Origin of the sequence: Kitasatospora brasiliensis (assembly GCF_032654805.1) — a bacterium.
In the GTDB taxonomy this organism is placed as follows: Bacteria; Actinomycetota; Actinomycetes; order Streptomycetales; family Streptomycetaceae; genus Kitasatospora; species Kitasatospora brasiliensis.
On the sequence record NZ_JAUOOW010000005.1, the window covers coordinates 239,950 to 259,237 of the forward strand.

15 protein-coding genes are annotated in these 19,288 nt (G+C 75.0%); 6 read left to right on the top strand and 9 right to left on the bottom strand.

Going from position 1 to position 19,288, the window contains the following annotated elements; translation table 11 throughout:
* Nucleotides 1-396 precede the first annotated feature (396 nt).
* Nucleotides 397-5,553 (top strand): hypothetical protein, encoded by a 5,157-nt coding sequence (locus tag QWJ13_RS20645; protein WP_489753397.1) that lies wholly within the window; start codon nt 397-399, stop codon nt 5,551-5,553.
* 117 nt (nt 5,554-5,670) lie between these two features.
* Entirely contained in the window at nt 5,671-6,600 is a 930-nt protein-coding gene (locus QWJ13_RS20650; protein WP_316526249.1) for a coiled-coil domain-containing protein, read from the top strand.
* 72 nt (nt 6,601-6,672) lie between these two features.
* Here QWJ13_RS20650 and QWJ13_RS20655 read toward each other — a convergent pair whose 3' ends face one another.
* Nucleotides 6,673-7,011, bottom strand: coding sequence for a hypothetical protein (locus QWJ13_RS20655; protein WP_316526250.1), 339 nt, complete (start codon nt 7,009-7,011; stop codon nt 6,673-6,675).
* Nucleotides 7,008-7,805 (bottom strand): alpha/beta fold hydrolase, encoded by a 798-nt coding sequence (locus QWJ13_RS20660; protein ID WP_316526251.1) that lies wholly within the window; start codon nt 7,803-7,805, stop codon nt 7,008-7,010. The genes QWJ13_RS20655 and QWJ13_RS20660 overlap by 4 nt, the downstream gene beginning before the upstream one ends.
* 93 nt (nt 7,806-7,898) lie before the next feature.
* Here QWJ13_RS20660 and QWJ13_RS20665 point away from each other — a divergent pair, with 93 nt between their 5' ends.
* Nucleotides 7,899-8,903: an ATP-binding cassette domain-containing protein gene (locus QWJ13_RS20665; protein WP_316526252.1), complete on the top strand. Its 1,005-nt coding sequence runs from the start codon at nt 7,899-7,901 to the stop codon at nt 8,901-8,903.
* A 1-nt stretch (nt 8,904) separates the two neighbouring features.
* Nucleotides 8,905-9,672 carry an ABC transporter permease subunit gene (locus tag QWJ13_RS20670; RefSeq protein ID WP_316526253.1) on the top strand — a complete coding sequence of 256 codons (768 nt, stop codon included), beginning with the start codon at nt 8,905-8,907 and terminating at the stop codon, nt 9,670-9,672.
* A gap of 6 nt (nt 9,673-9,678) precedes the next feature.
* Here QWJ13_RS20670 and QWJ13_RS20675 read toward each other — a convergent pair whose 3' ends face one another.
* Nucleotides 9,679-10,002, bottom strand: coding sequence for an Rv1322 family protein (locus QWJ13_RS20675; RefSeq protein WP_316526254.1), 324 nt, complete (start codon nt 10,000-10,002; stop codon nt 9,679-9,681).
* Nucleotides 10,003-10,371: 369 nt separating this feature from the next.
* Here QWJ13_RS20675 and QWJ13_RS20680 point away from each other — a divergent pair, with 369 nt between their 5' ends.
* Nucleotides 10,372-11,541 carry an LLM class flavin-dependent oxidoreductase gene (locus tag QWJ13_RS20680; RefSeq protein ID WP_316526695.1) on the top strand — a complete coding sequence of 390 codons (1,170 nt, stop codon included), beginning with the start codon at nt 10,372-10,374 and terminating at the stop codon, nt 11,539-11,541.
* 72 nt (nt 11,542-11,613) lie between these two features.
* On the opposite strand, the gene QWJ13_RS20685 is transcribed toward QWJ13_RS20680, so the two are convergent.
* Nucleotides 11,614-12,006 (bottom strand): SCO5389 family protein, encoded by a 393-nt coding sequence (locus tag QWJ13_RS20685; RefSeq protein ID WP_316526255.1) that lies wholly within the window; start codon nt 12,004-12,006, stop codon nt 11,614-11,616.
* A 416-nt stretch (nt 12,007-12,422) separates the two neighbouring features.
* On the opposite strand from QWJ13_RS20685, the gene nucS reads away from it, so the two are divergent.
* The gene (gene nucS, locus QWJ13_RS20690; RefSeq protein ID WP_189915743.1) at nt 12,423-13,082 is read left to right on the top strand and encodes an endonuclease NucS; all 660 of its coding nucleotides are present in this window, start codon (nt 12,423-12,425) and stop codon (nt 13,080-13,082) included.
* On the opposite strand, the gene QWJ13_RS20695 is transcribed toward nucS, so the two are convergent.
* From QWJ13_RS20695 to QWJ13_RS20715, 5 genes are all read right to left on the bottom strand, one after another.
* A complete protein-coding gene (locus QWJ13_RS20695) occupies nt 13,034-15,343 on the bottom strand; it encodes an ATP-binding protein (protein ID WP_316526256.1) in 2,310 nt (769 codons plus the stop codon). The two genes, nucS and QWJ13_RS20695, sit on opposite strands and share 49 nt — an antisense overlap.
* 249 nt (nt 15,344-15,592) lie before the next feature.
* Nucleotides 15,593-15,913 (bottom strand): STAS domain-containing protein, encoded by a 321-nt coding sequence (locus QWJ13_RS20700; RefSeq protein ID WP_316526258.1) that lies wholly within the window; start codon nt 15,911-15,913, stop codon nt 15,593-15,595.
* Nucleotides 15,914-16,265: 352 nt separating this feature from the next.
* Nucleotides 16,266-17,135, bottom strand: coding sequence for a 3-hydroxyacyl-CoA dehydrogenase family protein (locus QWJ13_RS20705; protein WP_316526259.1), 870 nt, complete (start codon nt 17,133-17,135; stop codon nt 16,266-16,268).
* A gap of 169 nt (nt 17,136-17,304) precedes the next feature.
* Nucleotides 17,305-17,955 carry a response regulator gene (locus tag QWJ13_RS20710; protein ID WP_316526260.1) on the bottom strand — a complete coding sequence of 217 codons (651 nt, stop codon included), beginning with the start codon at nt 17,953-17,955 and terminating at the stop codon, nt 17,305-17,307.
* The gene (locus tag QWJ13_RS20715) at nt 17,952-19,160 is read right to left on the bottom strand and encodes a sensor histidine kinase (protein WP_316526261.1); all 1,209 of its coding nucleotides are present in this window, start codon (nt 19,158-19,160) and stop codon (nt 17,952-17,954) included. The genes QWJ13_RS20710 and QWJ13_RS20715 overlap by 4 nt, the downstream gene beginning before the upstream one ends.
* Between the last annotated feature and the right edge of the window lie 128 nt (nt 19,161-19,288).

Below are 19,288 nucleotides of genomic sequence, written 5' to 3' on the forward strand. Positions count from 1 at the left end.
TCCCCCGCGGTGTGCTCCCTCTACAATGCCCAGGTGCGCGAAGGCTCCGGGGGACGGAGGCGACGGGCACGGCCGAAGACAGGCCCGTCCGCCCGCCGGCGGCCGGCCCGTCGCAAGGGGAGTCCAGTACGCGGGCACGGCTGAACAGTCGCAAGACGGATCTGTCACCATTCTCCACAAGGCAAGAGTTCGCCCAGGAGTCCACTCGGACGGAGGAACGCGGAACCCCGCGCTCCGAAGCCCCGGATTCCGACAACCGCGGCGGGCAGCTCCCGGCATCACGGGAAGCCGTCCACCGGCCGCGGATGCAAGGACCAGTCGGACCGGCCCCCGGTGAACGGGAGCCCGGCCCCGGCCGGGTCGAGGACGCGACCAGGAGATGGATGGGACCGCGGAGTGCGGGGCAACGACCGCTACGAGGTTGACGATCACCTCTCCCAGTTCGAAGCCGAGATGGGTCGGACTCGGAAGGAGCGGGACAAGGCAGTCGAGCATGCCGAGGACCTCGCCTACCAGGTGGAGGTGCTGCGGGCGAAGCTGCACGAGTCCCGTCGCATGCTCGCCCAGCCGCGCGCCTTCGACGCCGTTTCCGGCCAGGCCGAGCAGATGCTCCGCACCGCCGAGATGCAGGCCCAGCAGCTGCGCGCCGACGCCGAGCGCCAGCTGCGCGACTCCCAGGCCGCCACCCAGCGGATCATGGCCGAGGCCGCCGAGCGCACCGCCCGGCTGGAGGCCGATCTCGCCGCCCGGCGCCGCCAGCTGGAGGAGGAGCTCGCCGAACTGCGCCGCTCCGCCGAGCAGCACGTCAACGGCTGGGCCGAGCAGACCCGGGCGGGCTCCGAGCAGGAGGCCCAGCGACTGCTCCAGGACGCCCGCGCCGAGGCCGAGCGGATGGTCGCCGCCGCCCGTGCGGAGGCCGTCGCCCTCGCCGACCAGGCCCGCGCCCAGACCGCCGCCGACGTGGACGCCGCCCGCGGCGAGGCCCACGCCGCCGCCGAGGCCGCCCTCCAGCGCGCCCAGAACGACGCCGAACGCCTGCTGCGCGCCGCCTCCGAGCAGGCCCAGCAGGCCGGCGCCCAGGCCGCCGCCGACGTGGACGCGGCCCGCGGCGAGGCCCAGCAGCAGCTGGCCGCCGCCCACGCCGCCGCCGAGGGACAGCTGGCCGCCGCCCAGGCCGAGATCGGCCGGCTCAAGGTGCAGGCCGCCGCCGAGCAGGCCCGGGCCGAGCAGCAGCTCGCCGCCGCCAAGGCCGAGATAGAACGGCTGCGCGCCGAGGCCATCGCCGAGGCGGAGCGCACCCGCCACGAGGCCGCCGAACTGCGCGCCCAGGCCGAGCAGGCCGCCGAGCAGCTCCAGGCCGACGCCGAGGCCGCCGCCGAGCGCAAGGTCGCCGACGGCGAGGCCGCCAACGAGCAGCGCTCGCAGACCGCCCGGGCCGAGGTGGCCCGGATGGTCGCCCAGGCCACCAAGGAAGCCGAGGAGATCCGCGCCGAGGCCGAGGCCGTCCGCACCGAAGCCGCCACCAAGCAGGCCGAGGCCGACGCCGCCAAGGCCGCCGCCGCCGAGGAGAGCGAGCGGCTGCGGGCGACCGCCGAGTCGGTCGCCACCGAGCTGAAGACCGAGGCCGAGGCGGCGATCGCCGAACTGCGCGCCCGGGCCGAGCGGGACGTCGCCGAGCTGCGCGCGCAGGCCGAGGCCGACGCCCAGCGACTGCGCAACCAGGCCGAGGAGGAGGGCCGGGCGGCCGGCGCCAAGGACGCCACCGTCCACCTCGCCAAGGCCGCCAAGACCGCCGAGGAGGTGCTCGGCCGGGCCGACCAGGACGCCGAGACGGCGCGCGCCGAGGCCGCCGCCGAGGCCGAGCGGATCCGCGCCGAGGCCGCCGCCGAGGCGCAGCGACTGCGCGAGCAGGCCCAGGCCGCCGTCGAGCAGGCCCAGAACGCCGCCCTGGACGACGCCGCCGCGATCCGCGAGCGGATCGAGCGGATGCAGGACGAGGCGGCCCAGCTGCGCGCCGAGGCCGAGGAGCTGCGCGCCCAGGCCGCCTCCGAGGCCGACCGGGTGCGCGGCGAGGCCCGCCGCCAGGCCGTCGTCCAGATCGAGGAGTCGGCGAAGAACGCCGAGGAGCTGCTCACCAAGGCCAAGGCCGACGCGGACGAGCTGCGCGCGGGCGCCGTCGGGGAGATCGAACGGCTGCGCGAGCAGGCCCAGGAGCAGGCCGCCGAGACCCAGGGCCGGGCCGAGCAGACCCTGGCCCGGGCCCGCGCCGAGGCCGAGAAGATCACCGGGACGGCCGAGCAGCAGGGCCAGGACGCGCTCACCGCCGCCAAGGCCGCGGCCGCCGAGAACCGGGCCGCCGCCGAGCGCGAGACCGCCGAACTCCGGCGCGAGGCCGCCGAGTTCGACCAGCGGGTGCGCGCCGAGGCGACCACCGCGGCGGAGGCCCTGACCACCGACGCGCAGGCCGAGGCCAACGCCGTCCGGGACGCCGCGGTGGCCGACGCCGAACGCGTGCGCACCGAGGCCGACACCGAGGCCGCCCGGACCCGGGCCGAGGCCGAGGCGTCCGCGAACGCGCTGCGCGAGGAGAGCCTGCGCGAGCGCGAGGCGGCGGCCGAGGGGCTGCGGCGCGAGCGCGAGGAGACCTCCGAACACCTGGACGCCGCCGAGCTCGCCCGCGAGGAGGCCGAGGAAGCCGCGGCGAAGACCCGCTCCGAGGCGGACACCTACGCCGCCGATGTCCGGGAGCGGGCGGACGGCTACGCCGCCGAGACCCGGGCCGAGGCCGAGCAGGCCACCGGCGAGCTGCGGGCCCTCGCCCAGCGCGAGACCACCCAGCTGCGCGAGACCGCCGAGGCCTACGCCGACCGCGTCCGCACCGAAGCCGAACAGCACGCCACCGACCTCACCAAGCGCACCGCGGCGGAGACCGCCGAGGTCCGCGAGGCGGCCGACCAGTACAGCGCCGAGGTCCGCGAGACCGCCGAGCGGCACAGCGCCGAAGTCCGCGAGCAGGCCGACACCTACGCCGCCGAGCAGCGCACCGCCGCCGACACGTACGCCGCCGAGACCCACGAGGCCGCCGACACGTACGCCGTCGGTGTCCGGGAGCAGGCGGACGGCTACGCCGCCGAGACCCGGGCCGAGGCCGAGCAGGCCACCGACGAACTGCGGGCCCTCGCCCAGCGCGAGACCACCCAGCTGCGCGAGACCGCCGAGGCCTACGCCGACCGCGTCCGCACCGAAGCCGAACAGCACGCCACCGACCTCACCAAGCGCACCGCGGCGGAGACCGCCGAGGTCCGCGAGGCGGCCGACCAGTACAGCGCCGAGGTCCGCGAGACCGCCGAGCGGCACAGCGCCGAGGTCCGCGAAGCCGCCGAGCGGCACAGCGCCGAAGTCCGCGAGCAGGCCGACACCTACGCCGCCGAGCAGCGCACCGCCGCCGACACGTACGCCGTCGAGCAGCACGCCGCCGCCGACGCGTACGCCGCCGAGGCCCGCGAGCAGGCCGACGCCCACACCGCCGAGCAGCGCGCCGCCGCCGACGAGGTGCTGGAGCGCGCCCAGACCATCGCCGAGCAGCGCCGCGACGAGGCGGCCAAGGACGCCAAGGCCACCCGCGAGAAGGCCGCCGCCGAACTGGCCCTGGCCAACGAGCAGGCCGAGACCGTCCGGGCCGAGGCCGGCCGCGCGCTGTCCGAGGCCCGCGCCGCCGCCGACGGCATCCGCGCCGAGGCCGCCGCCGAGCTGGAGCAGGCCAAGGCCGAGGGCGTCGAGCTGGTCGCCGCCGCCAAGGCCGAGGGCGCCGAGCTGGTCGCCCTCGCCGAGGAGGAGGCCGCCGAGGTCCGCCAGTCGGTGGCCGGCATGCACGAGGCCGCCGCCGAGCAGATCGCCGCGCTCAAGGCCGCCGCCGAGCAGCAGGCCGCCGAGGTCCGGGAGGCCGCCGAGCAGGACGCCACCGAGCTGCGCGCCCTCGCCGACCGCGAGACCACCGAGCAGCGCGAGGCCGCCGACGCGTACGCCACCGAGCTGCGCGCCCTGGCCGAGCGCGAGGCCGCCGAGCAGCGCGAGCTGGTCGACCGCGAGACCGCCGACCTGCGTGCCCGCACCGAGGCCGAGACCACCGCCCTGCGCGAGCAGACCGAGCTGGAGCTGGCCGCCGAGCGGGAGGCCGCCGAGAACGAGATCGGCCGTCTGCACGCCGAGGCCCAGGCCTACGACGAGCAGCTGCGCACGGACGCCGAGGCCGAGCTGCACGCCGCCCAGGAGACCGCCGAGCAGCTGCGCGCCGCCGCCGAGGCGCAGGCCGCCCGTACGGTGGCCGAGGCCGAGGCCCAGGGCGCCCGCACCGTCGCCGACGCCGAGGAGCTGGCGGCCGCCCTGCGCGCCGAGGCCGAGGAGTACGCCCTCGCCACCCGCACCCTGGCCGACGAGTACGACTCCGCCACCCGCACCCGCGCCGACGCCTACGACGCGGAGACCCGGGAGGCCGCCGAGCAGTTCGACAAGGCCACCCGCGAGCGGGCCAAGTCCGTCCTGGAGAAGGCCTTCGCGGACGCCGAGTCGCTCGGCGAGGACGCCCAGACCACCGCGCTGGCCACCACCGCCGCCGCCGAGGAGCAGGCGGACGCGATGGTCGCCGCCGCCCGCAAGGAGGCCGACCGGCTGGTCGCCGCCGGCGAGGCGGCCGGTCAGGCCGAGGTCGAGAAGGGCCGCTCCGACGCGGACGCGCTGCTCGCCGAGGCCCGCCGGGACGCGACCGCGATCCGCGAGCGCGCCGAGGAGCTGCGCGAGCGCACCGACGCCGAGGTGGAGGCGCTGCACGAGCGCGCCCGCAAGGAGAACGCGGCGGCCATGAAGTCGGCCGGCGAGCGGGTGGACGCGCTGGTGACGGCCGCCCAGGAGCAGCTGACCGAGGCCGAGGAGCAGGCGGTGTCGACGGTCGCCGAGGCCGAGGACCGTGCCGCGGCCCTGGTCGCGGCCGCCGAGGACCGGGCGAACGAGCTGACCTCGGAGGCCTCCGCGGAGGCCAGCAAGGTCCGGCTGTCCGCCGTCCGCAAGGCCGAGGGCCTGCTGAAGGAGGCGGAGACCAAGCTCGCGAACTCCACCGACCGCGCCGAGACGCTGATCGAGAAGGCCGAGAGCAAGCTGCGGGCGGCCGAGACCGAGTCGGAGGAGCGGCTGGAGCAGGCCGCCGCCGAGGCGGAGAAGCGGCTGCGGGACGCCGACGAGGCCGCGGACGAGCAGATCGAGCTGGCGAAGGCGGAGGCCGAGCGGCTGCTGGCCGAGGCGAAGGCGGAGGCCAAGCGGGTCACCGACGAGGGCCGGCGCGAGCTGGACGAGCTGGTGCGCCGCCGCAAGGACATCAACACCGAGATCTCCAGGGTCCAGGACGTGCTGTCCGCCCTGGAGGCGTTCGAGGCACCGTCACCGGTCGCCCAGGCCAACGGGGGAAGCAGCACCAAGAAGGACGGGGGCGCCAAGGCGGGTGCCGGAGTTGGTTCCCCCCGGTCGGGTGGCAATCGCTCGAAGAGCTCACCACCCGATTGAGCGGACATAGGCGGTCATTGTCCGTGAGAGAACGGCGTATCGCCGTCGACACTCCGGTACCGTGTCAGGATTCCCTCAACCACCTCAGCGGTTTGACGACAGGAAGCCCAGAACCCCATGAGCGACAGTCACTCCCCTCACGGCTTCGACCTTGTGCGCCGTGGGTACGAGCGCGCCCAGGTCGACGAGCGGATCACCAAGCTGGTGGCCGACCGTGACAGTGCATTGACCCGGATCAGCGCGCTGGAGAAGCGCATCGAGGAACTCCACCTGGAGACCCAGTCGGCCCAGGCCGCGGTCGTCGAGCAGGAGCCCTCCTACGCCGGTCTCGGCGCCCGGGTCGAGAAGATCCTGCGCCTCGCCGAGGAGGAGGCCAAGGACCTGCGCGACGAGGCGCACCGCGCCGCCGAGCAGCACCGCGAGCTCGCCGAGGCCGCCGCCCAGCAGGTCCGCACCGAGGCCGAGAACTACGCCAAGGACCGCAAGGCCAAGGCGGAGGACGAGGGTCTGCGGATCGTCGACAAGTCCAAGAGCGACGCCGCCCAGCTGCGCGCCGAGGCCAACAAGGACGCCCAGAACAAGCGCGAGGAGGCGGACGCCCTCTTCGAGGACACCCGCACCAAGGCCGCCCAGGCCGCGCTGGAGTTCGAGACCAACTTGGCCAAGCGCCGCGAGCAGTCCGAGCGCGACCTGGCCGCGCGTCAGGCCAAGGCCGAGAAGCGCCTGGCCGAGATCGAGCACCGGGCCGAGCAGCTGCGCCTGGAGGCCGAGAAGCTGCGCACCGACGCCGAGCGCCGTGCCCGCCAGACCGTCGAGACGGCCCAGCGCCAGTCCGAGGACATCGTGGCCGACGCCAACGCCAAGGCGGACCGCATCCGCAGCGAATCCGAGCGCGAGCTGGCGGCGCTCACCAACCGCCGCGACAGCATCAACGCCCAGCTGACCAACGTCCGCGAGATGCTGGCGACGCTGACCGGCGCGGCCGTGGCCGCCGCCTCGCTGCCGACCGACGACACCATGGGCGTGCCCGCCCAGCAGTCGCGCTGACGCGCGTCTGACGGCCCAGCAGAACAGGCCCTCACCCGACCGGGTGAGGGCCTGTCGGTTTGTGCCCCGTCATCACCTCGGGCGCTCTTCCAGCGGGGGGTAGGCCCCGTCGGGGCGCTGGTGTCCGCTGCTGAGCTGGTTGCCCTCGTCGTCCGAGACGGTGCCGAACCAGGAGGTGCACCAGACCGACACCGAGTCCGGCCAGTACTGCACCTCGAAGGGGTGGCCGGGGCCGTAGTCGCCGTACGAGATGACGATGAAGGTCTCCCCCGGGCGCATCCAGTAGTCCTCGCCGAGCGGCTCCAGGGTCAGCTCGACCAGTCCTTCGCCCCGGTTGGTCACGGGCATCCGGCCGGTCACCTCCAGCGCCGAGTAGTCCCAGGCCGCCGCGTCCTGGCTCTCCTGGCTCATCCGGCGGCCACCCGGGCGAGCAGGGCGCGCACGGCGGCGTCGAAGGCCTCGGGCGCCTCCAGGGCGCTCAGGTGGCCCACCCGGGGCAGGACGGTCAGCTCGGCGTCCGGCCGGGCCCGCAGCATCGCCTCGGCCTCCTCCGGCGCCACCAGGGCGTCCTGGGCGCCGGCCACGATCGCGAGCGGCACCCGCAGGGCGGCCAGGACGTCCAGGGAGTCCGGGCGGGCCGCCATGGCCCGCTGGGCCCAGGCGACGGCGGCCGGCGGGGCGGCGGCGATCATCTCCTCCACCCGGTCCACCAGGTGCTGCGAGTCGGGCGCGAGCTGCCCGGCCGCGGCCCGCTCGTCCAGCAGCAGCCGCACGCTGTCGCGCGCGGTGACGGCGGCGGCGATCCGCTCCCGGTTGGCCCGTACGGCGTCGGTGTCGGCGGTGGCCCGGGTGTTGGCCAGCAGCAGCCCGGCGAGCCGGCCGGGGTGGCGGCGGGCGAAGGCCAGGGCCACGTAGCCGCCCATGGAGAGCCCGCCGACCACCGCGCGTTCGATCCCGGCCGCGTCCAGCAGCAGTGCGAGGTCGTCCGCGACCAGGTCCAGCGAGGGCTCGTCACCGCCCAGCCCGGTGCCGCCGAAGCCCCGCTGGTCGGGGGCGAGCACCCGCGCTTCGTCCCCGGTCGGACCGGGCAGCGCGTCCAGTTGGGACGACCACATCGAGGCGTTCAACGGAAAGGCGTGCAGCAGCACGAGGGGTGTTCCGGTACCGCTCTCGCGGACCGACACCGCAGATGGACTCAAGGTCATGTCGTCACCGTATTCCGGCCCACCGTGCGGGCCCACTCAGCGGGCCGCGATATCCCCTTTGTCCTAGCCTGGCAAGGAACTGAGGGAGCACGAATGATCGAGCTGCACGAGCTGACAAAACGTTACGGCAAGACCCTCGCGGTGGACCGCCTCAGCTTCCAGGTCCCCCGGGGTGTGGTGACCGGATTCCTCGGCCCGAACGGCGCGGGCAAGTCCACCACCATGCGCATGATCCTCGACCTCGACCGCCCGACCGCCGGCCGGGTCACCATCGACGGCAAGCACTACGGACAGCTCAACGAGCCCCTCAAGTACATCGGCGCCCTGCTGGAGGCCAAGGCCGTCCACCCCGGCCGCACCGCCCGCGACCACCTGCTCTGGCTCGCCCAGAGCAACCGCATCCCCGAGCACCGGGTGGACGAGGTGCTCGCCCTGGTCGGCCTCACCCCGGTGGCCCGCAAGCGGGCCCGCGGCTTCTCGCTCGGCATGGGCCAGCGCCTGGGCATCGCCTCCGCCCTGCTCGGCGACCCGGAGATCATCATGTTCGACGAGCCGGTCAACGGCCTCGACCCGGAGGGCATCCTCTGGGTCCGCAACCTGATGAAGCGCCTCGCCGCCGAGGGCCGGACGGTCTTCGTCTCCTCCCACCTGATGAACGAGATGGCCGTCACCGCCGACCACCTGGTGGTCATCGGCAAGGGCCGGCTGCTCGCCGACCTGCCGATGCCGGAGTTCATCCGGCGCAACTCCCGCTCCGCCGTACGGCTGCGCGGCCCGGAGCCCGAACGGCTGCTCGACGTGCTGGCCGAGGCCGGACTGCGGCACGAAACAGGCCCGGACGGCTCCTACGAGGTCGTCGACGGGGACATCGCCCGGATCGGCGAGCTGCTCGCCGGACACGGCGTGGTGCTGCACGAGCTCAGCCCGCAGCAGGCCTCGCTGGAGGAGGCGTTCATGCGGATGACGGCCGACTCGGTGGAATACCACGCGGGCAGCGGCCCGGACCGGGACGCGGCCGGCGCGGCCGAGGAGTGGGGCGCCGGCCCGCGGCCGGACCGCGCCCGGCAGACCACCACGGCACGACAGGAGGAGAACTGAGATGGCGTCCTTCCCCGCGGTCCTGCGCTCCGAGTGGACGAAGATCCGCAGCGTCCGCTCGACGCTCTGGACCCTCGCGCTGACCTTCGTCGTCACGGTCACCGTCGGTGCCCTGCTGGCCCTGGTCACCAACAACAACTTCACCGAGTTCCGGGGGAGCACCCAGACCCCGTTCGACGCCACCAGCACCGTCTTCTCCGGCATCGAGCTCGGCGAGCTGGCGATCATCGTCTTCGGCGTGCTGGCGATCGGCAACGAGTACAGCAGCGGCATGATCCGGCTCACCCTGGCCGCCGTCCCGCAGCGCGCCACCCTGCTCACCGGCAAGGCCGTGGTGCTCGGCGCGCTCGCCCTCGCCGTCGCGCTGGTGACGGCCTTCGTCACCTTCTTCGTCGGCCAGGCGCTGCTCGGCTCGCACGCCACCACCATCGGCGCGCCGAACGTGCTGCGCGCCGTGCTCGGGGCCGCCCTGTACCTGACGATGCTCTGCCTGTTCTCGGCCGGCGTCACCGCGATGCTGCACAGCCAGACGCTCGCGCTCGGCGTGCTGGTGCCGTTCTTCTTCCTGCTCTCGCCGATCCTCTCGGCGGTGCCGGTGGCCAAGACCCTGGCCCGCTACTTCCCGGACTACGCGGGCTCGCGGATGATGCTGGTGTACCAGCAGCACGGCCAGCCGTACGGGCCGTTGGCCGGCTTCCTGATCTGCCTGGCCTGGACGGCGGCGGCGCTGATCGGCGGGACGCTGGTGCTCAAGAGGCGCGACGCCTAGGGTCCGTCAGTACCGCGGAGCGCCGCGCCCCCGCAGCAGGTTGGAGGCCCGGCGCTCCCGCGCCCCCCAGCAGGCCCGGTGCCAGTGCCGCCGATCGTCCACCCCCGCGCCGTGCATCGGCCAGGCCACCACGTGGCCCATCCCCGGCGGGATCTCCTGGTCGCAGCCCGGACAGCGGTAGTGCCGCCCCGCCGTCCCGGCGACCGTTTGCACCACCCAGTCGTCACCCCGGTAGCTCTCGGTGCGGCGCAGCGAACCGCCGAGTGGCGCGGCCGGCTCTGCGCTCTCGCGGGGGGCGGCGCTCTTGATCCGGTTGCGGCGCGGCGACACGGCGGACTCCCTCTCCTGCTGGGTGCTGGGCCGTTCCAGCGTACGGCCGGCCCGGCTCCCGCCCGGCCACTACCACGGCCCCGTCCGGCACTTCGGGCTTTTTGCCGAGATCCACCCGATCATCGGGGAAATCGGGGCTTCCGCGTGCCATTGGCACATGACATCCGATACCCACAAGGGGAGAGGCGGGGCCCGCAGACCCTGCGCGCAGCCCGAGGAGGCCCCAAGTTGAGCAAGACCACCGCCCGCGTGGAGACCACCCGGCCCGTCGGGGGCCGACCGCCCGCCCCCGGTCCGGCGCTGGCCACCGTCACCCCGGTGACGGCCGTCGCGGGCGAGCCGCTGCCCGCGGCCCAGCGGGCGGGCGCGCTGCCGCCGGCCACCGGATCGGTCCGGGTCGGCCTGTTCCTGCTGTCCGCCCAGTTCCCCGGCCAGAGCCACGGCGAGGCGCTGGAGCGCACCGTCCGCTCCGCCGTCGAGGCCGAACGCGCGGGCCTGGACAGCGTCTGGCTGGCCGAGCACCACTTCGTGCCGTACGGGGTCTGCCCGGACGCCGCCACGCTGGCCGCGATGCTGCTCGGCCGCACCCGCCGGATCGGCGTCGGCACGGCCGTCAGCGTGCTCTCCACCCGGCACCCGGTGGCGCTCGGCGAGCAGGCCGCGCTGCTCCACCTCACCTCCGGCGGGCGGTTCACCCTCGGGGTGGGCCGCGGCGGGCCGTGGATCGACCTGGACGTGTTCGGCGGCGGCGTGGACGCCTTCGAGCGCGGCTTCCCGGAGCGGCTGGACCTGCTGCTGCGCTGGCTGCGCGGCTCCCGGGTGGGCGCGGACGGACCGCAGTTCGCCTTCCCCGAGGTCGCGGTGGTGCCGCGGGCCACCGAACCGGTGCGGCGGTCGGGCCTGAGCAGCTGGCTCGGCCTCGGCGGGCGGTCCGGGCCGGTGCGCTTCCCGCGCCAGCGCCGGGACGACGAGGGCCTCGGCGAGGAGCTCACCGTCGCCGGGCGGCCGGTGGCCGGCCCGCCGGTGGTGGTCGCCTGCACCTCGCCGGGCGGGGTGCGGCTGGCCGCCGAGCGCGGCCTGCCGATGCTGCTCGGCATGCACTCCGGGGACGAGGACAAGCTGCGGATGCTGGAGCTGTACCGGACGGCCTGGCTGGCCGCCGGGCGCGGCGAGGAGCAGCTGCGCCGGGTCAGCCGCCGGCACGTGGCGGCCGGGGTCGCCCAGGTCGACGACCGCACCGCGGCGGCCCGGTCCACCCTGCTGAACGCGATGCCCGGCTGGTTCGAGTACGGGCTCGGCGCCCACCGCACGGTGGACGGCCGCGAGCGCAGCATGCGCGACCCGCGCCAGTACACCGAGCTGCTCTGCGACCTGCACGCGGTGGGCACCCCGCGGCAGTGCGCCGACCGGCTGCTGGCCACCGCCGAGCGCACCGGCATCCGGCGCTTCGCCCTGCTCGCCGAGGGCAGCGGCGAGCACGAGGCGACCCTGCACAACATCGCCCGGCTCGGCTCCGAGGTGCTGCCGCAGCTGGGCTGAACTCGCGGCCGCCGCCCCTCCCCCCGCGTCGGGGGACGGGGCGGCCGGCGCCGCGGCGGGGGTACCGCTGGATCAGCAGTCCCGCAGTTCCTCGGACTGGTTGAGCAGCTGCTCCCGGACGGAGGTGAAGCGCTCGTACCGCGCCTCATTGGGCTCCGAGGGCAGGAACACCGCCACCCGGTGGCAGTTCTGGAAGGCCAGCCGGACACCGAAGTGGCGCTGGAGCGCGCCCCGGATGGCATCGCTGGCGAGGGCGCGCAGCAGCTGGCCGCGGGCCTGCTCGCTGGGCGGCGGCACCTGGTTGTCGGCGAAGTCGGTGCCGTCGACCTTCGCCTGGGCGACCAACGAACTGATCAGGTCCCAGGCGTAGGGCAGCGAGACGCGGACGCAGTCGACGAATTCCCGCTCGTCGACCTCGCCCCGCTCGGCCTTCTCCAGCAGGGCCGGTGAGACGTCGAGCGACATGGATTCTCCTCTCGCGGTCCACCCGCGCGGCGCCCGGGTGGTCGTGCGTAGGTCAAGACAGTGAGGGTGGCGAAGCTCGCACGGGGCGTCCGGAACACCGAGGAACGGGGGTTTCCGACGACCTTCGCGAGGAGCGACGGCACCACGGGACGTGACGCCCCGGACACCGAACGCGCTCAGAACAGCGTGGCAGTCAACGGCGCGGCAGGCCGGTCGTTCCCGTGGATTGCCACGGAAATACGGTGCGGCGCGCCAGATTGGCCGGAACCCGTTGGATCGTTCACCCGAAGCCTCCGTCCCCGTTGACAGCGGCCCCGCGGGACCGCGCGCCCTCCATGGTGGCCGGGTTCGCGCCTTCTTCACCCCGCCGTCGCGGAATCGCATCAACTGGCCCCGGTGGGCTAGCGTGGTCGACCGTGCGTCTCGTAATTGCCCGCTGCTCAGTCGACTATGCCGGTCGGCTCTCCGCCCATCTGCCGTCCGCCACCAGGCTGATCCTGGTCAAGGCCGACGGCAGCGTCAGCATCCACGCCGACGACCGTGCCTACAAGCCGCTCAACTGGATGTCCCCGCCGTGCGTCCTCAAGGAAGCCGACGGGGTCTGGACGGTGGAGAACAAGGCCGGCGAGAAGCTGATCATCACGCTGGAGGAGGTGCTGCACGACTCGTCCCACGAGCTCGGGGTCGACCCGGGCCTGATCAAGGACGGCGTGGAGGCCCACCTCCAGGAACTGCTCGCGGACCGGATGGAGGTGCTCGGCTCCGGCTGGTCGCTGATCCGCCGCGAGTACCCGACGGCCATCGGCCCGGTCGACATCCTCTGCCGCGACGCCGACGGCGCCACGGTGGCCGTCGAGATCAAGCGCCGCGGCGAGATCGACGGTGTCGAGCAGCTCACCCGCTACCTGGAGCTCCTCAACCGGGACCCGCTGCTGGCCCCGGTCAAGGGCGTCTTCGCCGCGCAGGAGATCAAGCCGCAGGCCCGCGTGCTGGCCACCGACCGCGGCATCGGCTGCGTGGTGCTGGACTACGACGAGCTGCGCGGCATCGACGACGACAAGCTCAAGCTGTTCTGACCCCCCGGGGTGGTCGCGCCGGCCGTCCCGCTGGGGCTGGTCGGCGCCCCTGAGGTGGCCGGCGGCGTGCTCGGGGTGGTCGCCGGCGAGGACGGGCTGTGGCTCGGCGTCGGCGACTTCGAGGGCTCCCCGGTCGGCTGGGGCGGCTGCGGCTGCGGGTCCGGCTGCTGCGTCCGGCCCGGCGCGGACGTCTGCGGGGCCTGCGACTCGCCCGCCCCGGGTGAGGAGCTCAGCCGGTGCGTCGGCGAGGCGCTCGACGCGTGCGAGGCGCTGCCGCTCACGGTCGGCCCCTGGCCGCTCCCCTGCCCCGCCGGGCTGCCCGGCCCGGCCCCGGCGGTACCGGCGCCGCCGCTGCCGGTGGGCAGCGGGTACGGCGACTCCTGGGCGCCGCTGCCGTGGTCCGGCCGGCCGTCACGCGGGTCCGTCCCCTTGGCCGCGTCCGGCCCGCTCATGCTCATCGCCACCGCCGTACCGAACACCCCCAGGGCCAGCACGGCCGTGGAGACCACCGCCACCCGCCGCCGCCTGCTGGACTTCAGCCCGGCCGGCACCCGGGCCGCGATCTTGCGGATCACCGGCGCGCGGCCGGGCGCCGCCACGGCGGGCGCGGCGGCGGGCAGCTGCCGGCCCTCGGCGCGCAGCAGGTCCAGCATCCGGCCGGCCGCGGCCACCCCGCGCTGCTCCCCCGCCGCGGCCCGCAGGGTGAGCGCGGTCTCCAGTTCGGCGATGGCCCGGGACGGCTGCCGGACGCAGATCGCGTACACGCCCGCCTCGTGGTGGAACCAGGCCTGGTCGACCGGCGAAGCCGTCCGGCGGGCCGCCTCCAGGCCCAGTTCGAGCACCCGCTCCCAGGCGCCCCAGCGCAGCGACAGCGCCAGCGCGGGCGCCGCCGCCCGGGCGAGCCTGACCACCGCGTCGTGCCGGCCGGCCGCGCGGTCGGCGAGCAGCACGCCGACCACCACCTCGGCCTCGGCGGCGATCTGCTCCAGCGTCACCGAGCTGTGCCCGACCCACCAGGCGAAGTGCTGGGCGGCGCCGTCGACGCAGCCGCGGGCCGGCCAGTGCGGGGCCAGCAGTTCCAGCGCGCCGGCGGTCAGCCGGTGGTGCCCGTCGACGGACACCGCGAGCCCGGCGTCGGCGAGTTCGGCGAGGGCGGCCTCGCCCTGCCCGACATCGATCAGGGCCGGCAGGTGCGGGGCGGTGGGGCACTCGCCGCCGAGCGCGACGGCCAGCCGCAGTACGGCCTGCGCGGGCTCGCTCAGGCCCTCGGCGAGCCGGACGGCGGGCGCGGCGGTCTCCGGCACCGAGGGCAGCGGGACGGTGCGGCGCAGCTCGTTCTCCCGGATGGCCGGGTCCGGGTCGTGGGCGGGCTCGGCGACGGCGCCGAAGACGTCCATCCGGTCGTCCTCGGCGGCGACCAGCGCGTCCACCGAGACGTCCCGCTGGCGCAGCAGCGCGGCGGCCTGGACGAAGCGCAGCGGCAGGCCCTCGGACTCGAACCAGAGGTCGACCGCCCAGGCCTTCTCGGCGACGTCCAGCGGGCGCCCGGCCAGCCGGGCGGTGAGGGCGAGGCAGGCGCCGCGGGAGAGCCCGGCCACCAGGTGGTCCTGGAGCCTGGAGCCGGCCGGCAGCGGCGGGCCGTCCGGGGCGGCGGAGATCAGGAAGGCGCAGCGGGGGGCGGTGGCGAGCAGCTGCTCCAGCTCGGCGCCGGAGGGTTCGGCGGCGTCGATCACCACGATCGCGCCGACCTCGGCGAGGTGGGCGGCCAGCTGCCCGGGGTCGGGCCGGTAGCCGGGGGCGTGGTGGGTGGCCGCGAAGAGGTCCTGGAGCAGGTCGGAGACGGTCCGGCGGTGGCCGCAGAGCTGCACCACACCACCGGGGGTGAGGTCGGCGGCGGCCTCGGCGACGGCCGACAGCAGTGCGCTGCGGCCCGAGCCGGCCTGGCCGACCAGGCGTATCGAGCGGCCCTCGGCGAGCAGGCCGAGCAGTTCGGCGATGTCGGCCTCGCGGTCCAGCATCGGCAGGTCGGCGGGGCCGGCGCCGAGCGCGAGCGGGCCGACCGCGCGGCCGACGCCGCCGGCCGGGCCGCGGGCGGGCTCGCTGCGCCCGATCCGCCGGGGCTGCGGGCGCCACTCCTCGGGGCAGGGCCTGGCCTCCGAACCGTCCGGCGCGCCGACGCCCACCAGCAGGCCGCCGGAGACCAGTTCACCGCCGCGGGTGCGGACGGGCTCCTGCCGGGAATCCGGGGATGGCTGTGCCACGTTCTGCTCCGCCTCGTGCTCGGCCGTCGGCGCCCCGCGCCGTCCGGCTGACGTCCCGATCGTGGCCGCGGCCGGGCTGGAGGCAGCCCCGCGGCCGTCTTCTGACGGGCAGACTCTTGCACATCCGGGCCGGGCCGTGCAGAGCGGTCCGCGGCCGCCGCCGGGCCGGTGGCGCTGACCAGCGGCGTTGCGCGGTGGGGCCGGAGGGCGTGCGGGCGCGCGGTGCGGCGCCCGGCGTTGCGGCCGGTGTCAGAGCGCGGCCCCGTGCGCCTCGGCGGCGCCGTCGACGGCCAGGATGCGGTGCAGCTTGGTGGCCACCAGCAGCCGCTGGAGCTGGGCCGGGACGGAGCGCAGCACCAGCCGGCGGCCGATCCGGCCGGCCCGCCGGTGGGTGCCCATGATGACGCCGAGGCCGGTGGCGTCCCAGAACTCCAGCCGGCCGAGGTCGAGCACGAGGTCGCCGAGGCCGCCGTCCACCGCCTGGTGCAGCCGGGCCCGCGCGTCGGCGGCGGTGCGCACGTCGAGGCGGCCTTCGATGGCCAGCGCCGTGTGGTCGCCGGTGATGCGCATGCTCTCCTCCTTCGCCTGGACGGCCTGGTGCGGGGCTGGTCCGCCCCGGTCGTGCCGGGTACGGGGGCGGGGGGTGCATCCGGGCGGGCCGTGGCCCCGTGTCCGGACCCGGGCGGAATGCCGGGTTCCCTCATCTGACGGTGAACCGGCTCCACAGGTTGCTGGTTCCGGCCAGATCTGAAGCAACTTCACCCGTCCGAGGGAATATACGCAGGTCGGCCCCACACCTACGCTCGATTACCGCCCAAATCACCCGTCTGCGGCACCCGGCGTGAGGAAACTCACCCGTCCCGGTGGAGCGGGTCGTACGGCCTTCCGACCGCACGACCCGTCACCTGTTCGGCCGGTCGGCTCACTTGCCTTCGTACGGGTAGAAGCCGCGGCCGCTCTTGCGTCCCAGGTCACCGGCGGTGACCATGCGCGCCATGATCTCCGGTGCGGCGAACTTCTCGTCCTGGGTCTCGGTGTAGATGTTGCGGGCGGCGTGCAGCAGGATGTCCACGCCGGTCAGGTCGGCGGTCTGGAGCGGGCCCATCGCGTGGCCGAAACCGAGCCGGCAGGCGGTGTCGATGTCCTCGGCGGTGGCCACGCCCGACTCGTACAGCTTGGCGGCCTCGACGACCAGAGCGGTGATCAGGCGGGTGGTCACGAAACCGGCCACGTCGCGGTTGACCACCACGACCTCCTTGCCGACGCCCTCGGCGTAGGCGCGGGCGACGGCCAGCGTCTCGTCACTGGTCTTGTAGCCGCGGACCAGCTCGACCAGCTTCATCATCGGGACGGGCGAGAAGAAGTGGACGCCGACGACCGACTCCGGGCGCTGGGTGGCGGCGGCGATCCGGGTGATCGGGATCGCCGAGGTGTTGGAGGCGAGCACGGCGCCGTCCTTGGCGAGCTTGTCGAGCTCGCGGAAGACGCCCTCCTTGACCTCCAGCTTCTCGAACACGGCCTCGACCACGATGTCGGCCTCGGCGACGGCGCCCAGGTCGGTGGTGGTGGTGATCCGGCCCAGCGCGGCCTCGGCGTCCTCGGCGCTCAGCTTGCCCTTGGAGACGAACTTCTCGTACGAGGCGCGGATGCCCGCCAGGCCCCGCTGGAGCGCCTCCTCGGTGACGTCCCGCAGCATCACCGGGTGGCCGGCCTGCGCGGACACCTGGGCGATGCCGGCGCCCATCAGGCCGGCACCGATCACGGCGATCTGCTTGCTGGACGCATTGCTCATGGCTGGGTCTCCCGGATGCCGTCGCCGCCCTGCGGGCGGGCCCTGAAGGCGGCTCAGGGCAGGGGTGACTGCCATGGGAGCCGCACTGCTCACGGCGGACTCTAATGCGCGGATCCCGCCCGGAATAGCGGTCGGAGGTGTGATCTGTGCCGACCCCGCGGACCGGTGGTCAGACGGTCAGCCCGAGGTCCTGGGCGAGGATCGCCGCCTGTACCCGGCTGCGCAGCCGAAGCTTCGCCAGGATCCGGCTGACATGGGTCTTGGTGGTCGCCTCCGCCATCTCCAGCCGGGCCGCGATCTCCCCGTTGGACATCCCGGCCCCCAGGCAGGCCAGCACCTCCCGCTCACGGCCGGTCAGCCCCGCCACCGCCGCCCGCGCCTCCGCGCCGACCGGCCGGTCCGGGCGGGCGAAGGCCCCGATCAGCCGCTTGGTCACCGAGGGCGCCAGCATCCCGTCCCCGCGCGCGACGGTTCGGATGCCCTCGATCAGGGTGTCCGCCTCCAGGTCCTTGAGGAGGAAGCCGGAGGCGCCGGCCCGCAGCGCGCCGTAGACGTACTCGTCCAGGTCGAAGGTGGTCAGCACGAGCACCTGGGCGGCCCCGGCGGCGACCACCTCGCGGGTCGCCGAGACGCCGTCCAGCCGGGGCATCTGCACGTCCATCAGCACCACGTCCGGCCGCAGTTCCAGCGCCAGCCGGACGGCCTCCTCGCCGTCGGCGGCCTGCCCGACCACCTCGAACCCCGGCTCGGCGCGCAGGATCATCACCAGCGCCGCCCGTACCGCCGCCTGGTCCTCGGCCACCAGCACCCGGATCGTCATGCCCGCCCCTCGCTCTCCCCGGCGCGCGGCAGCACCGCGCGCACGCTCCAGTACCCGTCCTCGGGCCCGGCCTCGAAGCTGCCGCCGAGCAGCCCGGCCCGTTCCGCCATGCCCACCAGTCCGGCCCGGGCGCCGGGCAGCCCCCGGCCCTGCTCGCCCCGGTACGGGCTGTCGACCGAGATCCGCAGCTCCTCGGGCCCGAACTCCAGCCGCAGGCTGACCAGTCCGGGCCCGGCGTGCTTGAGCGCGTTGGTCAGCGACTCCTGGACGATCCGGTACGCGGCCAGCCCGACCGGCACCGGCAGCTCGCCGCGCTCGCCCCGCTCGTCCAGTTCGAAGTCCAGCCCGACGTCCCGGCCGGCCGCCCGGGCCTTGGCCAACAGGGCGTCCACCGCGGCCAGGTCGGGCGCCGCGTAGGACTCGTCCACCTCTCCCCCGCCGCTGTCCCGGAGCAGTCCGATCATGCGGCGCATTTCGGCCAATCCCTGGACGCTGTTCTCCCGGATCACCGCCAGCACCTCCACCAGCGGGTCGTCCTCGGGCAGTCGGCGGCGCCGGGCCACCGACTGGGCGCCGGTGGCGTGGATCGCGATCGCCGACAGGTGGTTGGCCACCACGTCGTGCAACTCCCTTGCCATCCTGGCCCGTTCGGCGACGACCGCCTCGCGCCGGTCCATCTCCGAGAGCAGCGCGGTCTGTTCCGCCCGCAGCCGCTCGCTCTCCGCCTCCTGCCGGTGCCTGCGCACCAGGTCCCCGGTCCACACCGGCGCCAGGAAGACCAGCGAACTGACCACCACGATCAGCAGCCCGGCCGAGGTGCCGCCGGCGTACCAGGCCAGGAGGGAGAGCACCAGCACGGTGGCCCCGCCGCTCAGGTGCAGCACCCGGGACATCCGCGGGCCGCCGTAGAGCACCGCCGCGTACAGCAGGTCGGTGTACATGATCATCGTCGCCAGCAGGCTGCCGGCGAACAGGCTCCCCGCGAAGGCCAGCCCGCCGACCGTCACCGCGAGCACCGGCCGGGTGCGCCGGACCAGCTCCAGCGCCGCCATCACCACCAGCGGCAGCAGCACCGCCCACAGCGGCGCGGTGTCGGCCCGGTCGTACACCTTGAAGACGATCAGCACGACGCCACCGAGCAGGCCGCACAGGGCGATCAGCCGGTCCAGGCGGCGCGGGGGGATGGCACGGAACGGGAGGGGCACGTTCCCATCTCACCATCCCCGGCGCCGCGACCGGCTCCGATCCACGGAGGAGCCCGCTACATCGAAAGGTGCAGGCCCGGACGGCACCCCGCGACGACGACACCCGAGCGCCCGCGCACGAGGCTGGG